The 18,756-nt window shown below is 68.5% G+C and carries 15 protein-coding genes; 10 read left to right on the top strand and 5 right to left on the bottom strand.

What is annotated here, in order from left to right; all coding sequences use genetic code 11:
- The first annotated feature begins 640 nt into the window (after positions 1-640).
- Both parS and H0X95_RS00070 read left to right on the top strand, forming a co-directional pair.
- Positions 641-1,096, top strand: coding sequence for a type II RES/Xre toxin-antitoxin system antitoxin (gene parS / locus H0X95_RS00075; protein WP_006480981.1), 456 nt, complete (start codon positions 641-643; stop codon positions 1,094-1,096).
- Entirely contained in the window at positions 1,093-1,572 is a 480-nt protein-coding gene (locus H0X95_RS00070) for an RES family NAD+ phosphorylase (RefSeq protein WP_006497823.1), read from the top strand. The genes parS and H0X95_RS00070 overlap by 4 nt, the downstream gene beginning before the upstream one ends.
- Before the next feature lie 38 nt (positions 1,573-1,610).
- Here the strand turns inward: H0X95_RS00070 and H0X95_RS00065 are convergent, their stop codons facing one another.
- The 4 genes from H0X95_RS00065 to H0X95_RS00050 all read right to left on the bottom strand — a co-directional run bounded on the left by H0X95_RS00065 (position 1,611) and on the right by H0X95_RS00050 (position 5,957).
- Positions 1,611-2,546: a tyrosine-type recombinase/integrase gene (locus tag H0X95_RS00065; RefSeq protein ID WP_196445874.1), complete on the bottom strand. Its 936-nt coding sequence runs from the start codon at positions 2,544-2,546 to the stop codon at positions 1,611-1,613.
- Between the two features lie 79 nt (positions 2,547-2,625).
- The gene (locus H0X95_RS00060; protein WP_043205982.1) at positions 2,626-3,138 is read right to left on the bottom strand and encodes a DUF2165 family protein; all 513 of its coding nucleotides are present in this window, start codon (positions 3,136-3,138) and stop codon (positions 2,626-2,628) included.
- Between the two features lie 280 nt (positions 3,139-3,418).
- A complete protein-coding gene (locus H0X95_RS00055; protein WP_058903778.1) occupies positions 3,419-4,774 on the bottom strand; it encodes a uracil-xanthine permease family protein in 1,356 nt (451 codons plus the stop codon).
- A 58-nt stretch (positions 4,775-4,832) separates the two neighbouring features.
- Positions 4,833-5,957: an aryl-sulfate sulfotransferase gene (locus tag H0X95_RS00050; protein ID WP_059721223.1), complete on the bottom strand. Its 1,125-nt coding sequence runs from the start codon at positions 5,955-5,957 to the stop codon at positions 4,833-4,835.
- Between the two features lie 102 nt (positions 5,958-6,059).
- Between H0X95_RS00050 and H0X95_RS00045 the strand changes: the two genes are divergently transcribed.
- The 8 genes from H0X95_RS00045 to H0X95_RS00010 all read left to right on the top strand — a co-directional run bounded on the left by H0X95_RS00045 (position 6,060) and on the right by H0X95_RS00010 (position 17,644).
- Positions 6,060-7,016, top strand: coding sequence for a LysR family transcriptional regulator (locus H0X95_RS00045; RefSeq protein WP_059721222.1), 957 nt, complete (start codon positions 6,060-6,062; stop codon positions 7,014-7,016).
- Between the two features lie 231 nt (positions 7,017-7,247).
- Complete coding sequence (locus H0X95_RS00040) at positions 7,248-9,233, top strand: gamma-glutamyltransferase family protein (protein WP_034203784.1); 1,986 nt, start codon at positions 7,248-7,250, stop codon at positions 9,231-9,233.
- 441 nt (positions 9,234-9,674) lie between these two features.
- A complete protein-coding gene (locus H0X95_RS00035; protein WP_006497816.1) occupies positions 9,675-10,217 on the top strand; it encodes a hypothetical protein in 543 nt (180 codons plus the stop codon).
- 252 nt (positions 10,218-10,469) lie between these two features.
- A complete protein-coding gene (locus tag H0X95_RS00030) occupies positions 10,470-11,240 on the top strand; it encodes a hypothetical protein (protein ID WP_059721221.1) in 771 nt (256 codons plus the stop codon).
- A gap of 349 nt (positions 11,241-11,589) precedes the next feature.
- Positions 11,590-12,840, top strand: coding sequence for a metallophosphoesterase family protein (locus H0X95_RS00025; RefSeq protein WP_059721220.1), 1,251 nt, complete (start codon positions 11,590-11,592; stop codon positions 12,838-12,840).
- A gap of 3 nt (positions 12,841-12,843) precedes the next feature.
- On the top strand, positions 12,844-16,314 hold the full coding sequence (locus H0X95_RS00020; RefSeq protein WP_059721219.1) for an ATP-binding protein: 3,471 nt from the start codon (positions 12,844-12,846) through the stop codon (positions 16,312-16,314).
- Between the two features lie 118 nt (positions 16,315-16,432).
- Complete coding sequence (locus H0X95_RS00015) at positions 16,433-16,957, top strand: HD domain-containing protein (protein ID WP_006489846.1); 525 nt, start codon at positions 16,433-16,435, stop codon at positions 16,955-16,957.
- Between the two features lie 9 nt (positions 16,958-16,966).
- Entirely contained in the window at positions 16,967-17,644 is a 678-nt protein-coding gene (locus H0X95_RS00010) for a DUF429 domain-containing protein (protein WP_059721218.1), read from the top strand.
- 152 nt (positions 17,645-17,796) lie between these two features.
- Here the strand turns inward: H0X95_RS00010 and H0X95_RS00005 are convergent, their stop codons facing one another.
- The gene (locus tag H0X95_RS00005; protein ID WP_012493818.1) at positions 17,797-18,267 is read right to left on the bottom strand and encodes a hypothetical protein; all 471 of its coding nucleotides are present in this window, start codon (positions 18,265-18,267) and stop codon (positions 17,797-17,799) included.
- Between the last annotated feature and the right edge of the window lie 489 nt (positions 18,268-18,756).

Here is an 18,756-nt window from a genome sequence, read left to right as displayed (position 1 = left end):
GCGGGGCGATGAGGCGGTTTGCGCATCGATTCGGGCGAGGGCGTGTGTTACAGCTGGCTTTCGGTGGTGGATGCTGTCTTACCGTTTGCTTTCCGTTTTTTTGATCAGGTATGCGAAGTAATGGGTGGTGGTGGGGGTGTTGTGGGGTCGTGCTGTCTGCCCGGAAGCGGGCGAGAGAGTGCAGCGACACGAGTGCGTCGAATCGATATCGATGGGAGGGGGAACAGGAACCGATACAGCGGGTGATTCGCTTTCGCGGCGGGCCAATAGCTGGCCACTATCTGGCTAGGTCGCGTCGACCTCTGGTGGGCCGCGGTCGACTTGCTGGAGCATGCGGTCGACGTGTAATTCGCCGAGTGCTATGTCACACCGAGGACGGACAACGCACCGGCCGGGGAAGCGGCGCGCTTCCTTCATTCCGTTCGGTCACCGTTGGGAAATTGTTACGTGACAACTTCAGATCATCATGGATCGACGACTTTATATACTGAATATGAGCCCCGCCTCCCCGAGGCGAATCTTCGATTCGCATACCGCGAAATACCGGCCTGCCAGCGCAGTCGCCCGCTCCGCCACTCGACGATCCGCAAGCGTCCGGCAAAACGCCTATAATGATTGGGCAAATTGCCGGAGAGAGGTCATGAGCACCATCGCTTTTCATCCTTCGGGCGTCGCTCATCCGCGGCAGGCCGAATTCACGATTCTCGAGCAGCTGCTGGCGATCCGCGTCCGTTCGGGCGCCGATCTGGCCGAGCTGGCGAGCGCGCGCGTCGACGTGTCGGTGATCGACCGGCTGTCCGAGCGCGGGCTGAAATCGGACGAGCTGGCGTTCATCATTCCGCGCCGCACGCTGAGCCATCGTCGCCAGGCGCACGAACGCCTGTCGCCGGAAGAGTCCGACAAGGCGATCCGCCTCGCGCGCATCGTCGCGCAGGCGACGGCCACGTTCGGCGATCAGGACAAGGCGATGGCGTGGCTGCGCAACGGGCTTCAGCGCTTCGGCGGCCGCACGTCGCTCGACATGGCGAGCACCGAGCATGGCGCGCGGCTCGTCGAAGAGGCCCTCACGCAGATCGACGAGGGGTACTTCGCTTGACGACGCTGTGGCGGATCAGCAATTACGCCGATCTGAAAGGCATCGGCGGGTTGCGGGCCGGCGGCCGCTGGCATTTCGCCGGGCAACCCGTCGTGTATCTCGCCGAGCATCCGGCGCTCGCGTTGCTCGAGACGCTCGTTCATTTCGAAATCGCCACCGTCGCGCAATTGCCGAGCGCGTACCAGTTGCTGCGGATCGAGGTGCCCGATTCGGTGGACGTCGCCGAAATCGCCGAAGGCGATGCGCCGGACGACTGGCGAACGAACGTCGACTGGACGCGTAGCGCCGGCACCGAGTGGCTGCACACGCAGCCGAGCGCGCTGCTGCGCGTGCCGAGCGTCGTCGTGCCGCACGCCCACAACTTCCTGTTGAATCCGCTGCATCCGGCCGCGTCCGACATCCGCATCGCGGAAGTGATGCAATCACCGTACGACACGCGAATTCTGCGGCTGGTCCAGTCGAAGCCGGGCGAATAGCGAGCCGGCGGAACAACGTTCGCGCCGGCGGCGCGCGATCAGCGTTCGTGGGCAGCGCGATCCGCGGCCGCATCGGGCGGCAGCGTCTGCCGGATACGCGTGACCGTTCGCATGCTGGCGAGGCCGAGCATCGCCGTGACGTCGGCATGTGCGTGACCGGCGAGCAACTGGCGGCGCGCATAGGTATTGCGCAGCACGCGCGGGCTCATGTCCGCTGCGCGAAAGGCGATCGCGTTCAGCGCATCGCGTACGACGAGCAGCAGGAACATGTCGTTCATGGCCCCCCCGCGCGGCGCGGGAAACAGCAGCGCCGACGGCGGCGCGTCGGTCGAGCGCGCGCGCCATGCGGCGAGCGGCGCCGCCGCGAACGCGGCGAGTTCGATCCGGCGCGCCGGCCGCGCACGATCGCGCGGCACCGTCAATACCGGCGGTCGCGCATCGAGTTCGGGCGCGTCGGCAGTCGCCGCACGAATTTCCGCCGACGTGATGCCGCTCGCGAGCAGCAGCGCGACGATCGCGCGATTGCGGCAGTCGGCCGGCGTGTCATCCGCTCGAGGCTGCACATGGCGCTGCAGCGCCGCGTCGGCATCGGGCGGCAGGTAGCACGGCTCGGGCTCGCCGTCCGGCCAGGCGAGATCGCGCGTCGACCGGCCGGCCGGGTGGACCGTCCGCACGCCGGTGTCGACCAGATGCCGGCCGAGCCGGTCGATCAGCTTCGCATAGCGCACGCGCGTCGACGTGCCGGGCGCGCAGGTACGGTCGAGTTCCGCGAGGAAGGCCGCGACGTGGTCGAGCCCGAACGTGGCGAGCGACACGCGCTGCGCACTCAGGTGGCGCAGGAATCGCTCGAACATCGCGACATGCTGCACGACCGAGCGCGGCGCGAACGGCCGGCGGCCGGCGCCGGTCGCGGCGGTTTCCTGCCAGACGCGAAACGCGCCGACGGGGTCGTGGATCCAGCGATTCGTGTCCATCTCCGCTTTATAGCCGGACGCGGTGACGCCGGCAATCGTCCCGATGTCCGGTCGGCCGGCACGCGACGCAACGGGCGCGTCAGTGCGCGTGACGCGTGTCGTCGATGCCGTCGTTGTTCATCGTCAGGTAGACGAGCACGAGCAGCAGCGTGATGAAGAACCGGAACGCGTCCGGCACGCCGTTCCATTGCTTCGACATCCACATCCCGAACCATTCGCCGCCGACCGACATGAACGCGACCTGCCACGTGAGGAAGCCGAGCGTCAGGCCGGCGATCGCATGGCCCTTGGCCGTGCGGAATTCCGCATCGCCGGCGCGTCGCGCGCGCAGCAGCCGTGCGCCGCCGATCCAGCACAGCACGGCCGTGAGCGTTTCCATCGAAATGATGCCGATATAGCCGGCGTGATGGACCCACGGCGTGTCGATCGCGCGATACATGATCCCGTTGCCCGGGAAGGTGGTATCCATCAGGAAGACGTGGTGCACGAACGCGAAATTCGTCGCGTAGTCGGTGATGTTGCCGAATGCGACGAGCGACGCGAAAAAGGCCATGGCCAGCACCATGGCTGCCTTGGAAAGACGAATGATCATCATGGACTCCGAAGTGAACGGGCAGGCACGAGCGTGACCGCGCGGCTATGCGCTGGCGTTCAGGGGCGGTACCTGCGTTAAGCGTGTCCGGCGAAGCCGGTCGAAGAGCGTGCGCGTGCACGGCGGCGCGGAGATCGGGACTGGAAAACCTGAAGCCGGTGCGGCGTCGAGGAGACGCACGCGCCGGCTGGATCGAGTGCCCGCGCCAGGAGGGAGCGGCGATTGTCGGTCGATCCGCGGGCGTCGTCAAGCGGCGCGCCGCGTGTGCGTGCCGCTGCCGTTATGCGTCGTGCGAAGGCGCCGCAGCCGCACCCGCGTGTGCCTGCCCGTTCAGCCGCGCGAGCGCGGCGAACGCCAGTTGCGTCGCGATCGCCGCGAGCGTGCCGGCCGCCATGCCGTTGCCGAGCACGATCTGCACGGGTGCGCCGAAATGGCGATACAGGTTCGGCACCAGGATCGGTGCGAGGCCGACCACCAGTGCGGCGGCGAGCGTGTACTGGTTTGCGCGCGCGTGCAGGTCGACGCTCGCGAGCAGCCGGATGCCCATCACGCCGATCATCGCGAATACGACCAGCGCGGTGCCGCCGACCACGGCGGCCGGAATCGCATACGCGAGCCGCGCGAGCGGCGCGAACAGCGCGATGACGATCAGCATCGCGCCGGCGGCGGCCGTCACGTAGCGCGAGCGCACGCCGGTCGTCTGCACGACGCCGATGTTCTCGGCGCTGGTCACGATCAGCGGCGTGCCGAACAGCGCGCCGGCCAGCGACGCGAGCGCATCGCCGCGTATCGTCTTCGGCACGTCGCGCCGGAGCGCAATCGGCTTGCCGCACGTTTCGCCGACGGCGACCGTCTGCGCGGTGGCCTCGGCCATCGAGATCGCGGTGAAAATCAGCAGCGGCAGCGCGGCCAGCACGTCGAAACGCGGCATGCCGAACGGCAGCCACACCGGATGCGTGAAGAGCGGCCCGTGCCACACGTCGGCGAGCGCGGGCATCGCGCCGAGCGCCCAGCCGAGCGTCGCGCCGGCCATCAGCCCGATCAGCACCGCGAGGCGCCCGGCCGTGCCGCGGAACGCGCCCGCGACGACGACGGTGGCGACGATCGTCGCGAGCGCGAGACCGAGCGCGCGCGGCTGCGCGAAATCGGCCGAACCGGGCTGCCCGACGACGATCGTCGCGTAGATCCGGATCAGGTTGATCGACACGAGCAGCAGCATCGCGCCGACGACGATGCGCGGAAAGAGCCGCAGGCAGCGCGTGAAGACGGGCAACAGCACCCAGTAGAACGTGCTGGCGAGCAGCGCCGCGCCGGCCGCGGTCGGCAGGCCGGATTGCGCGGCGATGCCCGCGAACAGCATCGTCGGTGCGCCGCCGGGCACCATCACGAACGGCATGCGCGCGCCGATCGGGCCGGCGCCGAGCGATTGCAGCAGCGTGCCGATGCCGCACGCGAAGAACGTCGCGCCGATCAGCTGGACCGTCAGGTCGGCCGGCAGCGCGAGTACTTTCGCGATCAGGAAGACGGCCGTGATCGGCGATGCGGCCATCGACAGCACGTGCTGCAGCCCGAACAGCGCGAGCTGCCACGCGGGCAGCCGGGCATCGACGGGCGGGGAAATCGGATCGTGCGACACGGCAGGCCCCTCGAAAACGAACGGCGACGATCGCCGGAAACCGGCGGTGAACGAAGGCTCAGGTCCGTAGCCAGGGCAACTGCGCGGCGCTGTAGCGGAACGTCTGGAACACGCTGTTCAACTGGCCGGGGCCAGTCTTGCGCGCCGCTTCGTCCGGGTATTCGGCGAACCACGGGATCACGTATTCCCACACGACCTCGCCGGCCGGCGTCACTTCGAACAGCCGGCCCGTGGACGATTCGGTGACGTGCGTGTTGCCGTTCGGCAAGCGCTGCGCGTTGCCCATGAACGGCGTGTAGAACAGGTTCACGACGTCGTCCGCATACGACCACACGACGCGCCGCGTCGCCGGATCGATTTCCACGACGCGCGAGAACACGACGTGCGCACCGTGACGGAAATTGCCGTTGTCGAACGCGAGGATGTTGCCGTTCGGAAGCGGCACCGGCGCATGCTGGTGCGATACGACGTCGGGACCGATGTGCAGGTCGACGCGGCCGGTTGCGCGGTTCACGCCGATGATTCCCGACGTCGTGCGCAGGCTCATCAGCACGCGGCCGTCCGCATCGACCGCGAGACCGTTGACGAGCGGCCAGTGATAGCGGCCGAAGCCTGCCGCGATCGGAAAGTCCTCCGGCCGCAGATGGTCGCGTGCGTGCCATTCCCAGACGATCTGGCCGGCGCGGTTCACTTCCCGGATCACGTCCGCAAACATCACCTCGTCGTCGCCGTGCGCGGTGCCGCCCGGCACGCGCCGCGCGAAGGCCGCGTCGACCGGTTCGCACGCCGCATACAGCAGGTTGCCGTTCGGCAGCCACTGCGCGTCGTGGTGATGCGCGGGGTCCTCGTAGCGCCACACCGTTTCGCCTTCCGGCGTGACCTCGTAGAAGTCGCCGCCGTGCCACATCGACCACGGTGCGTAGCGCGATTCGGAGTGCGGATGATTGCCGTTGTAGCCGAGGTTGCCGTTCGGGAGGATGACCGCATGGCGGCCGGGGCGCACGGGCATCTTCCACTGGTGGACGACCTCTCCGTCGATGCCGACGAGATAGACGTTGCCGTCGGCGGTCTGCGGCGCGATGAGCGTATAGCCGCCTGCGGACAGCGCGGGATCGTGGGCGATGAGGCCGACGCCGCGGCGGCGCTGGGTGATCTGGTCGACGGTCGTCACTGCGGTCTCCATTCGAATCGGATACGGGGATGCAGCGGAATCTAGACGATTCGTCCGGTCAGTAAAATCGGATTATTCTTGACGGCCTGTTCGGAAAAATCTAACGGACTCCACATGCGTTCGATATCGCAGACATTCCGCTGTTTCGACGAAGTCGCGCGGCGCGGCTCGCTTCGCAAGGCAGCCGATGCGCTGCACCTGACCGCCGCGGCGGTACACCAGCAGATCCGCAATCTCGAGGAGCAGGTCGGCGTGCCGCTGTTCGACCGGCTGCCGCGCGGCATGCAGCTGACGCTCGCCGGCGAGATCGTGATCGCGGCCGTGCGGCGCGGCCAGCGCGATTTCGACAACGCGCTGACGCAGGTCGAGGACCTGCGCGCGTTGCGGCGCGGCCACGTGAATCTCGCGGTGCCCGCGTCGACCGCGGAAAAGCTCGTGCCCGACGCGATCCTTGCCGCGATGCAGCGTTACCCGGGCGTCACGTACAGCGTGCGCTGCGGAAACGGCGAAAGCATCGTGCGCTGGGTCGAGATGGGCGAGGTCGACATCGGTTATGCGCTGCGCCGGCGTACCGCGCCGGGCGTCGTCGAGGTGCGCGCGTTCGCGCAGCCGCTGGGTGTCGTCACGGCGCCCGGTCATCCGCTGGCGTCGACGGGCGGCAAGGTGCGCATGCGCGACTGCTTCGCGCATCCGCTGATCCTGATGACGCCCGACACGGAGCTGCGCGCGATGTTCGACCAGATCGATGCGCGGCAGCCGCGCAACGTACGGCCGCTGGTCGAAACCGGGTCGGTGTCGATGGTGCGGCGTCTCGCGGCCGAAGGCGCCGGCGTCGGCTTCCTGATCGCGGAAAACGTCGCGGACGACGTGGCCGCCGGCCGGCTCGCCTGGACGCCGCTGGCCGATGCGGGCGCGCGCTCGTTCAGTTGCATCTACCAGCGGGCGGACATGAGCGCGACCGTCGCGATGACGATGTTTCTCGAGTTCTTTTCCGAGGCGATCGACGCGATGGAGCACGGCTTCGCACGCAGCGGCCCGTCGAGCGGCACGCGTCGCCGGGCGAAAAGATAGCGACGTCGCGCGGCGAGCCGCATCGGCGTATCGAAACGCGATGCAGTGCAACAGGTGAACCCGCATGCCGGTTCGGTGACGTTGCGCACACAACGTCCGGTTGCACTACGCCATTTCCTTATTGCGGAAAAAATTTTGTTCATGGGACCATCGAACGCGTTGCCCATGCACCGAGGGGGTTGCAGGCAACAGGATGTCCATCGCAACGATCGACGAGAACATCGGCAGACAATGAACAGAACAGCGATTTTTCCGTATGCGTCCGCGTTGCTCGCGGCCGCCCTGTTGACCGCCTGCGGCGGCGACGTCGAGAACGAGGCGGGCCGCACGACCGCACCTTCCACCGATGCGAGCTGCCTCGCGGTCGACAACAGCGGCGCGACGGTCGTGGTGGGCTCGAACCAGCCGGGCGACCCGTCGCTGCCGGAAGCGTCGTCGGGCTATCGCACCGGGATGAAGCCCGTCCATGCGAAAACGTACCTGGTCGCCACGTCGAACGCGTACGCGAGCGCGGCCGGTTGCGCGGTGCTGAAGAAGGGCGGCACGGCCGCCGACGCGGCGGTCGCCGTGCAGGCCGTGCTCGGCCTGACGGTGCCCGAGGCGACGGGCCTCGGTTCGGGCGGCGTATTGCTCTACTACGATGCGCGCGGCAAGACGCTGCAGGCGTACGACGGCCGCGAAACCGCGCCGGCCGCCGCGACCGAGAACTACCTGCGCTACGTCGACGACGCCACCGATCATTCGGCGCCGCTGCCGAACGCGCGCGCGAGCGGCCGCTCGATCGGCACGATCGGCGTGCCGCGGCTCATCGAGGCGCTGCAACAGGATCATGGCCGCCTGCCGTGGCAGAGCCTGTTCGGCGACGCGATCACGCTCGCGACCAACGGTTTCCCGATCGGCGGCCGGCTGGCCGACGCGATCGCGGCGAACGCCGCGAACCTGAAGCGCGATCCCGAAGCCGCCGCGTATTTCCTGAACGCCGACGGGTCGCCGAAGACGCTCGGCACCGTACTGAAGAACCCCGCGTATGCGCGCACGCTGTCGCTGATGGCGCAGTCGGGCGCGAATGCGCTGTACACGGGGCAGATCGCGCAGGACATCGTCGCGAAGATCGCGGTGACGAAGGGCGCGGACGGCTCGACGCTCACGCCGGGCAAGACGACCGTCGCGGATCTCGCCGCCTATCAGGCGAAGCGCCGCGACCCGGTGTGCACGACCTATCGCAGCTACTGGGTGTGCGGGATGCCGCCGCCGTCGTCGGGCGGCATCGCGGTCGCGTCGGCGCTCGGCATTCTCGAGAACTTCGACCTGAAGTCGCTGAAGCCGACGGCGATCGATCTCGAAGGCGGCAAGCCGACCGTCGCGGGCGTCCACCTCGTCACCGAGGCCGAACGGCTCGCCTATGCGGACCGCGACAAGTACGTGGCCGATACCGACTTCGTGCCGCTGCCGGGCGGCACGTGGGACACGCTGCTGAACAAGCCGTACCTGAAATCGCGTGCGGCGCTGATCGACACGACCAAGAGCATGGGCACCGCGCAGCCCGGCAATCTCGGCGCGGTGCCGCTCGGCGTCGACACGACGCTGATCGAGCACGGCACGAACCAGTTCACGATCGTGGACGGCGACGGCAACGTGCTGAGCGCGACGACGACGGTCGAGTCGAGCATGGGCTCGTTCCACATGACCAACGGTTTCCTGCTGAACAACCAGTTGACCGACTTCTCCGCGAACCCGCTCGACACGTCCGGCAATCCGGTGGCCAACCGCCTGCAGCCGGGCAAGCGGCCGCGCAGCTCGATGGCGCCGACGATCGTGTTCGGGCAGGCCGCCGACGGCTCGCGCGGCGACTTCGTGATGGCGACAGGTTCGCCGGGCGGCGGCACGATTCCGCAATACGTGGTCAAGACGCTGGTCGGCGCGCTCGACTGGGGGCTCGATGCGCAGCAGTCGGCGGGCCTCGTCGACTTCGGCGCGAGCAACAGCCCGACGACCACGGTCGGCGGCGAACATCCGAACGTCAACGCGGCGAACAACGGCGCGAACGATCCGCTGATCACGGGGCTGCTCGCGCTCGGGCACAAGGTGTCGACGTCCGCGCAGGCGAGCGGCGTCAACACCGTGATGCGCGTGACGGTCGGCCAGTCGCCGGCGTTGCAGGGCGGCACCGATCCGCGTCGCGAAGGCGTCGTGCTCGGCGATACGTTCCGGCCGTAACCGGGTGGAAGGCGCACGGCCCCGGTCCGCTTGTCGGCGGCCGGGGCCGTGCGTCATGACGAGGCTGCATCGACGACCGGGCGTCACTCGTCCTTCGGGATGCAGATAAAAGCGGCCGGCTCGTCAGCCGGCCGTTGCATGGATCGGCTTTCCCGATACCTGGCGATCGGGCAGGTCGTCGCCGTGACGCAGCCGGTCGTCCCGGTTCGCGGTTCACACCCGCCAGTCGTCAAATACGGCGTTCACCCGCCGCAAGCTCCCGATTGTCAAACAGTGTGAGTCAATCGTCAGCATTTGCAACGGAAGTAACAGTCCCCGCAATTCAATCGTTTTGCGCGTCGGCGCCGCTACATTAGCTCCACCTGCCGCATGTCGCGGCGAGGCATGCGACAAGCCGCACGAAGGCGGCCCGCAGCAACAACGTCTTTGGGGAGAATGACCATGAACAAGATTCGTACGATTCTGCTGGGTGCCGCTCTGACGGCGATGGCGACTTCGGCTGCATTTGCACAGACGGCCCAGACCGGCGCCCAGGGTTCCGCAGGTGTCGGCGCCCAGGTCCAGACGCCGCTGCTCGGCGGCGGCGTGGGCGTGCAGGCGGGCGCCGGCGCGAATGCGGCAGGCTCGGGTTCGGGCGCGGGCAACGTCGTCGGCGGCGCGCTGAACGGCGTCGGCAAGACGGTCGGCGGCGTGGGCTCGGCAGCCGGCACGGCAGTGGGCGGCGCGACGCAGGCGGTCGGTTCGGCGGCCGGCGCGACGAAGGATGCGGCGGCATCGGCCGTGCATGCGACGAAGTCGCACGTGAAGCACGTCGCAGGTTCGACGAAGAGCCATGCGCAAGGCGCGGTGTCGACCGCGGGCGATGTCGCGGGCGGCGCGAAGGCGAAGGCCGGCGAGGCGCTCGAAGGCGCGACGAACGCGGTGCAGGGCGGCGCGTCGGTCGGCGTGAAGGGTTCGGCGTCGGCGCAAGGAGGCGCGCTGTAATAAACAGCACGCATCCCGCCACGGCCCGGTCCGCTTCGATGCGGGCCGGGCCGTTTTTTTATCGGCGCGCGGCCCCTGCCCATTGCCCGCACGCCATGCTTAAATAGCAGGGCGCCCGACAGCCGGTCGCCGCGATGGTCGTACCGGCCGGCATGGGCCAGCATGTCCGATCGACACCGTGACGACAGACGATACAAAAACACCGTTCCGGCGAGCCCGGCGCGGTCCGATAACATTCCGAGGCATCACGTCATGACCCTCCTGTTCCGCCTTCTCACGCTCGCCTGCGCGCTCTGGCTGGCTGCCTGCGCGGCGCCGCCCCCGCCGTCCGCCAGTACCGCCGCGCCCAGCGCCGCGCCGGACGCCAGCGAACGCCGCGGGCTCGGTACCGCGTGGGGCGAGTCGGTGCGATCCGAAACCCGGCAGGTCGAATTCGAACGCGCGGATCCGGCGAAGCCGACGGACCTCGCGTCGGTCTACTACAACGACGTGCTGCCCGGCCATCTTCCCGCGTCGCAGGTGCGCCGGCTGCCGACCCGCATCGCGCTCGCGAACGGCGACATCGCGCTGTCGTTTACCGACGAGAAGGGAGCGCCGCTGCGTCTCGCGCGCAGCAACGGCCGCTGGCACATGGCCGGCGTCGAAGGCTCGCGCTACATGATCGTGTTGCGTAACCAGGGGCGCCGCGCGTTCGAGGTCGTGTCGACGGTCGATGGACTCGACGTGCGGTCGGGGCGGCCGGGCAGCTATACGAACGGCGGCTACGTGCTGTATCCGGGCCGCACGCTGACGATCGAGGGTTTCCGCAAGAGCCGCGACGAAGTCGCCGCGTTCCGCTTCGCGGCCGTGCCCGACAGCTATGTCGCGAATTCAAGGTACGGCGATGCCGCGAACGTCGGCGTGATCGGTGTGGCGCTGTTCGCACAGAAGGAGAGCGACGAGGATGCGCTGCGCCGCAACGCGAATCCATTCCCCGGCAACGACAACGGCTATGCGCCGCCGCCCGTTCCGCGCGGCGAGTGAGCGCCGGTAGCCGGGCGCGTGCGTCGCGACGCACGCGGGGCGATCCCGCGTGTGTTCCTGCTCCCCGTTCGACGCTTTCCCGGCGTCGTTTCGCTGTCACGCGATCGTGCTGCGGCACAATGGCGGTTCGCATCGGTATCGCGTGCTTCCCCGCCGTCCGGACCGACGGAGAACGCATGTCGTTACCCGCTTTCAGGTACCATCGCGACCCGCTTGCAACGGGCAGCGCGATCCGGCTCGGCGCGTGTCGCATGTGCGGCGGCAGGCCTGGCGGCTACCAGGGTGACGCCTGACGGCACGGGCCCGTGCGAGCGGCGTCGCCCCTTCGCCATGAAACAGAGGAACCTTCGTGAAGTTCATCCACGCGGCAGACATTCACCTTGACAGCCCGTTGCACGGCCTGAGCGCGTACCCCGACGCGCCGGCCGCGCAGTTGCGCAACGCGTCGCGCGAGGCGCTGCGGCAACTCGTGGATCGGGCGATCGAGGAGGAAGTCGCGTTCCTCGTGATCGCGGGCGACCTGTACGACGGCGACTGGAAGGATCACAACACGGGCATCTTCTTCGGCCAGCAGATGGGCCGCCTGCGCAAGGCCGGGATCCGCGCGTTCGTCCTCGGCGGCAACCACGATGCCGAAAGCGAGATGACGAAGAAGCTGACGCTGCCCGACAACGTCACGGTGTTCGGCCATCGCAAGCCGGAAACCTTCAGGCTGCCGGAATTCGACGTCGCGCTGCACGGGCAGAGCTTCAAGGACAAGGCCGTCGTCGACAATCTCGCGGTCGGCTATCCGGACCCGGTGCCCGGGTACTACAACATCGGCGTGCTGCACACGGCGCTCGAAGGGTATGCGGCGCACGCGAACTACGCGCCGTGCACGCTGGCCGAACTGCACGCGAAAGGCTACGACTACTGGGCGCTCGGCCACGTGCACGAATTCCAGCAATGGACGGGCCCGTCCACCGTCGTGTTTCCCGGCAACCTGCAAGGGCGCCATATCCGCGAAACCGGCCGGCGCGGCGCGGTGCTCGTGACGGTCGAGCAAGGCAACACGCAGGTCGAGCGACTGTATCTCGACGTGCTCCGCTGGGAAGCCGTATCGGTCGATGCGTCCGATTGCCTGTCGGTGGCCGATCTGTCGCGAAAGATCGGCCAGTCGCTGGAGGCGCTGTTGACCGTCGACGGCCACGTGCCGCGCGCGGTGCGCGTCACCGTCACCGGGCGCACGCCCGCGCATGGCCTCTTTTTCGGCCGCGCGCCGCAGTTGCGTGCGGAAGTGCTGAACCAGATCGGCATCATCGGCAACGAGCGGCTGTGGCTGGAGAAGGTCCGGCTCGCGACGTCCGCTGCCGATCGGCAGCCGGGCGAAAGCGAACCACTCGAGGCGCTGGAGGACCTGAAGCGGATCCTGGCCGACGCCGCGCATGATCCGGATTTCCTCGCGCTGCTCGAACGCGACCTGAAGCCGTTCGTCGGCAAGGTCCGCAGCGACGTGAAGGAGGAGGTGCCGTTGCTGACGATGGTGCGCGCGGGCGAGCTGACCGCGCTGGTCGAGCAGGTCGGGCCCGCGTTGCTTGCGCGGCTGGCGAGGGGGGAGTAAGCGATGCGCATCAGCCAGCTCGATCTGATCAAGTACGGCAAGTTCACCGACGAGACGCTGCGTTTTCCGTCGGCCAGCGAGGATTTTCACGTGATCGTCGGGCCGAACGAGGCGGGCAAGTCGACGATCCGCACGGCCGTGTCCGAGTTGCTGTTCGGGATGAAGCTTCAGACGCCGCTCGATTTCCTGCACAGCACACCCGAGTTGCGAATCGGCGGCGTGCTGGAGAGCGGCGCCGGTGAACTCGCGTTCCACCGGGCGCGTGGCCGCAGTTCGTTGCGCACGCCCGCCGACGACAAGCTGCCCGACGACTATCTGGCCGCGATCCTCGACGGTGCGACGCGCGAATTCTTCGAGCAGATGTTCGGGCTCGATCACGGGCGGCTGGTCGATGGCGGCCGCAGCATTCTCGACGCATCGGACAAGCTCGGCCAGGTGTTGTTCGAATCGGCGGCCGGCGTCGGCAGCCTCGGGCCGGTGCGCGAGGAACTCGACGCGCGCGCGCTCGAATTGTGGGCGCCGCGTCGCAGCGGCAGCGCGTTTGCGCTGGCCGAAACGGCGTTCAACGAAGCCGTCGCCGAACTGAAGGCGGTCCAGGTGCGCACGCGCGACTGGGTCGATCGCAAGGACGCACGCGAAGCGGTCGAGCAGCAGATCGAGCAGGCGCGCGCGGAACAGCGCCGGCTCGAAGCGCTGCGCTCGAAGCTCGAACGCGTGCGGCGGCTCGCGCCGTACCTGAAGGAACTGACGGTCAAGGACGCGGCGCTGGCCGAACTCGGCGCGGTCGTCGAGTTGCCGCCGACCGCGTATGCGGATCTGCTGAAGGCGCAAGGCGATCTCGCGGCCGAGCAGAAGGTGCTCGAGGAACGGCGCGCCGACCTGCTCGCGAAGCGGCAGGCGCGCGATGCGATCGCCGCGGACGCCGACACGCTGGCGCTCGAAGCGGATATCGAGGCGCTCGACCGGCTGCGCGGCGCATGCATGAATCACGCGCAGGATCTGCTGCTGCTCGGTGCGGACGTCGAGCGGCACCTGTCCGCCGCGCTGTCGGCGGCCGCGCAACTCGGCTGGCCGACGGACGAAGCGTCGCTGCGCGCCGCGTTGCCGACGGCGCTGTCGCTGCAGACCGTCGCGAACCTGCTGCGCGAGCATGGCGCGTTGCACCAGGCGCTCGCCGGCGCGCGCGAATCGCTCGACGAACGCACGCGCGAGCTGGCGCAGGTCCGCGAACAACAGGCGCGCCTGTCGACCGTCGACGTGCCGCAAGCATTGCGCGCGGCGCTGGCCGATGCACAGGGTTTTCGCAACAGCGGCCCGCGCGAGCAGGCGCTGGCGCATGACATCGCGGCTGCCGAGCGCACGCTGACCGGCGCGCTCGATGCGCTCGGCCAATGGCGGATGCCGGTCGAAACACTGCGCGCCCTCGACGTGCCGTCGGCCGCGCGGCTCGGCGCGTTGCTCAAGGAAGACAGCGAACGCGCCAGCGCGGCCGCTGCCGCGCGCGACGCGCGGGATGGCGCGCTCGAGGAACTCGAACGGCTTGTGCTGCAGGAGAAGCATTTCGCGGAGAACCACAAGGTCGTCACGACCGCCGACGTGCTGGCGGCGCGGGCGCGGCGCGACGGCGCGTGGGGCGAGATCCGCAGCGGGGCCGTCGATCTCGCAACGGGCGCACCGGCGGTCGACGCCGCGATTCGCCTCGCCGACGAACTTGTCGATGCGCAGCTCGGCGCGACCCAGGCCGCGGCGACGCTGCAATCGCTGCGTCAGCAGGTCGAATCCGCCCGTGCAGGCGTGACGCGCCGGCAAGCCGCGCTGAACGAACGCGAGCGCGAGCTCGCCGCACATCGCGACGCCTGGACCGCGCTCGCGACGACGGCCGCGGTGCCCGGCATGCCGCTGGCGGCGATGGGTGACTGGCTCGCGAAGCGCGACGGGGTGTTCGCTGCACAGGCCGAGCTCGATCGTCAGCGTCGCGAATTCGACGCGATGCGTGCTGCCCGTGCCAGCGCGGAAGCCGCGCTGCGCGCGGCGCTGCTGCCGGTATCGCGGGGCGGCGAGGCGGACGGATTGGCCGCGCTCGTCGCCGTCGCCGAGACGTTCGTGCAGTCGGCCGAGAAAGCGGCCGCGCAGAAGGACAGCCTCGACGATCGTACGCGGGAAGCCGAACGCGGCTGCGCGACCGCGCAGTTGCGGGCCGATCATGCGCAAACGGCTTACGACGCGTGGCAAGCGCAATGGCGCGACGCGCTGGCCGACGCGAAACTGTCCGCGAGCGCGACGACGCTGGCCGCGGCGGAAGGCGCGCTCGGGCTCGCGAATACGGTGACGGCCGAACTGGCCGATGCCGACGCGCCGCGCAACCGGATCGCCGCGATCCGCGCGGAGTTGAACGCGCTCGAGGCCGGCGCGCGGCGGCTTGCCGAAGCGCTCGCGCCGGAATGGCTGGCGAGCGGCGACTGGCCGGACGTCGCGCGGCGGCTGACGATGCGCCTCGCGGCCGCCCGGGAAATCGCGCGTGCGATCGATCGTGCCGACGAGGCCGTGCGGCAGGCCGACGGCAAGGTCGCGGACGCGGCGGCCGCGGTGGCCGGCGCCGACGCGCGCATCCAGCCGCTGCTGCAACGGGCCGGCGTCGCGTCGATCGATGCGGCGCTGCCGCTGGCCGAGCGTTCGGATCGCCAGCGCCAGCTTCGTCAGGCGGTCGATGCCGCGCACGAGGCGCTGGTGCGCGACGGCGACGGGCTGTCCCGGTCCGCCGTCGAGGCCGAGGTGGCGGAACAGGACATTGCCGACGTGCCGGCGCATCTGGAAGCGGTGAAGCAGTCGCTGGACGATGTCGGCAAACGGCTGAACGCGTTGTCGCAGCAGCAGGTCGTGGCCGATCAGGCGTTCGGCGCGATCGACGGCCAGGCGAACGCGGCGGTCGCCGAGTCGAAGCGGCAGGAGGCGCTCGCGGCAATGGGCGACGCGGCCGAACAGTATCTGGAAGCGGCCACGGCGAGCCGCTTGCTGAAGTGGGCGACGGATCGCTACCGTGACCAGAAGCAGGGGCCGATGCTGCGGCGCGCGGGCGAGATCTTCGCCGGGCTCACGCTGGGCGAATTCGCGAAGCTGACCGTCGATACCGAACGGACGCCGCCCGCGCTGTATGCACGGCGTACGAAGGGGACGTCGGTCGAGGTCGCCGGGTTGAGCGAAGGGACGCGCGATCAGCTGTTCCTCGCGCTGCGGATCGCGGCGCTCGAGTTGCAGCTCGGCAGCCGCACGGCGCTGCCGTTCGTCGCCGACGACCTGTTCATCAATTTCGACGACGCGCGTGCGAAGGCGGGGCTCGATGCGCTGCGCGATCTGTCGACGCGTACCCAGGTGCTGTTCCTGACGCACCACGACCACCTGCTGCCGCTCGTGAGGGACGTATTCGGCGCGCGGGTCAACGTGGTCGAGTTGCAGCGCGCGCCGGTCGGCGCGTGATGCGGGCACGCCGGGAAGCCGGCGCACGGGAAGGGTCATCGCGTACAGGTAGTATGAGCGGTTCCGAAATGCACGCGGCCGGTTCAACGGCCGCGGTCTGGCCACACGAGGGGTGAATATGAAGAAGCTGGTAGCCGCGATTGCGTTCGCGGCGGACAAGCATCGCAATCAACGGCGCAAGGACGAAGAAGCGTCGCCGTACATCAATCATCCGATCGCGCTCGCCGACGTACTGGCCAACGAGGCCGGCGTCGAGGACGAGCGCGTGATCGTCGCGGCGGTGTTGCACGACACGGTCGAGGATACGGAGACGACCGAGCAGGAGTTGCTGCGGCTGTTCGGCAAGGATGTGGCGGACATCGTGATGGAAGTCACCGACGACAAGTCGCTGCCGAAGGAGGAGCGCAAGCGTCTGCAGGTCGAGCACGCGGCCACCATCAGCCGGCGCGCGAAGCTGGTGAAGCTGGCCGACAAGATCTGCAACCTGCGCGACATCGCCCGGCATCCGCCCGCGGACTGGCCGCTCGAACGCAAGCAGGCGTACTTCGACTGGGCGAAGTCGGTCGTCGACCCGATGCGCGGCGTCCATCCCGGTCTCGAGGCGATCTTCGACACCGCGTACGCGGCACGGCCGGCGGACTGACGCACGCGCATGCGATCGGCCCGATCCGCCGCACCACGACCGGCTGCAGTCGCGGGTGTCGACGTCGGCGGCGACAGGAAGCTGTGCGATCTCGTGATCCTGCGTGGCTCGACGGTCGTCTGTCGGGAAGCGCGAATCGCGCCCGAGTCGTTGCCCGCACTGTGTCTCGCCCATGACGTCGTGGCCGTCGGCGTCGACGCGCCGAACCTGTGGTGGACAGGGAGCGGCCGCCGCGCGGCCGAGCAGGCGCTCGCGCGCGAACGGATCTCGTGCTTCCCGACGCCGTCGCGCGAGCAGGCCATCGCGAGCACGTCGGGCTTCTTCGACTGGATGTTCATGGGAGAGCGCGTCTACCGCGCGCTTTCGGACGCCTATCCGTTGCTGACGGACGCGCGCTACGCGGGCGGCCGTGCGAGCTTCGAAACCTATCCTTATGCGATTACCTGCGCGATGCTGGGCAAGGCCGTGGCGTCGGCGAAGCAGAAGCGCAATCAGCGGCGGCAATTGCTGGAGCGGCTGGGAATCGACGTATCGACGCTGCGCACCGTCGATGCGCGAGACGCCACCTTGTGCGCGTTGACGGCGCAGTACGTGATCGACGGAAACGCGCATGCGTATGGCGATGCGGCGGGCGGGTACATCCGCGTGCCGGTGATGAGCGAGACGATCGTGCTCGATTCGCCGTAGCGGCGACGTGCGGCTCCGCGCGGGATGGCGGTCGGAGGGCGAACGCTTCGTGCGGGAAGAATGCCGCAGGCCCGGCGATGCAGCGGGCGGCTAGCGGCTGTCGGCGGGCACGACGTGAGGCCGGTGCACCGCGCGATGCCGGGCGAGCCTGTTCAATCCTCGAGGATGGATGTCGGCACGCTGGACAGGTCGCATGCTTGGGCATGCGCGAAGTAGCTGTCCGCATCGTCGATCATCACGACCGCGACATCGATCAACTCGTCCAGCCGTTGCAGCAGCGATTCCCGCCACTCGATGTCTTCGTCGCGCTCGGGCGTCTTGTCCAGCTGCTCGATGATCGAGTCGGCGGTCTGCAGGAATGGAATCGCCTGCTGATAGTTTTCGATCGAGACCAGTGCCGCGTTGCGCGCACCGACGAGTCGCTCGCGATGCGTATCCGCGAGTTCGGATTCGCCGCTGATGCGCGGCAGCATGTCCGAGATGCGTTGCAGAAGCGGCGGGACCTCTTGTTCCAGCAGGATCGCGCGCTCGCGCAGTGCCGCATATTCGTCGCGAAGGTCGGTGTCGCCGGGTTGAGTCGTGCTGTCCATCGTCAATATGAGTGCGTGGTTCGGTCGCGGCATGATACTCGACCGCGCCGGGTTCCTTGGCCGTTCCGCGCCCCTCATATAGGGGGAAAGAGACGTGTTCGTCATATCTTTGGACGGCGGCGCGCGTTGCGCTTCCTGGCCCGTCGAGCCCAAAGCCTCCGTGCGCGTGAGCGCACGGAGGCTTTTTCAAACTTTCTTCACAAAAGCGCTTGCATGGATGGGGACAGGTGCTTAGAATCACGCCTCTTTCGCGCCAACGGAAACGCGGCGCGGAGGGAAGGGAAGCAGTGCCGTTGGGGTTCGGAAGGTAGCGAGCCTCGGCGGTACGGAAGTTGAGCCTCGCAGTCGCAACGAAGTCGTTCAGAAAGTTGTTGACGAACTGCGAAACACGGTTCATAATCTCGCTTCTCTGCTGCTGAAAACGCAGCGCTGCTGGGGGGTTCAAGATCCCTCGCAGACATGCTCTTTAAAAATTAACAGCCGATAAGTGTGGGCGCTTGATGGCAGCGAGCTGATCCTCGG

Origin of the sequence: Burkholderia sp. 9779_493 (assembly GCF_015712215.1) — a bacterium.
GTDB lineage: Bacteria > Pseudomonadota > Gammaproteobacteria > Burkholderiales > Burkholderiaceae > Burkholderia > Burkholderia cenocepacia.
The sequence above is the reverse complement of the archived record's forward strand: the minus strand, read 5'-3'. Positions and strand labels throughout refer to the sequence as shown.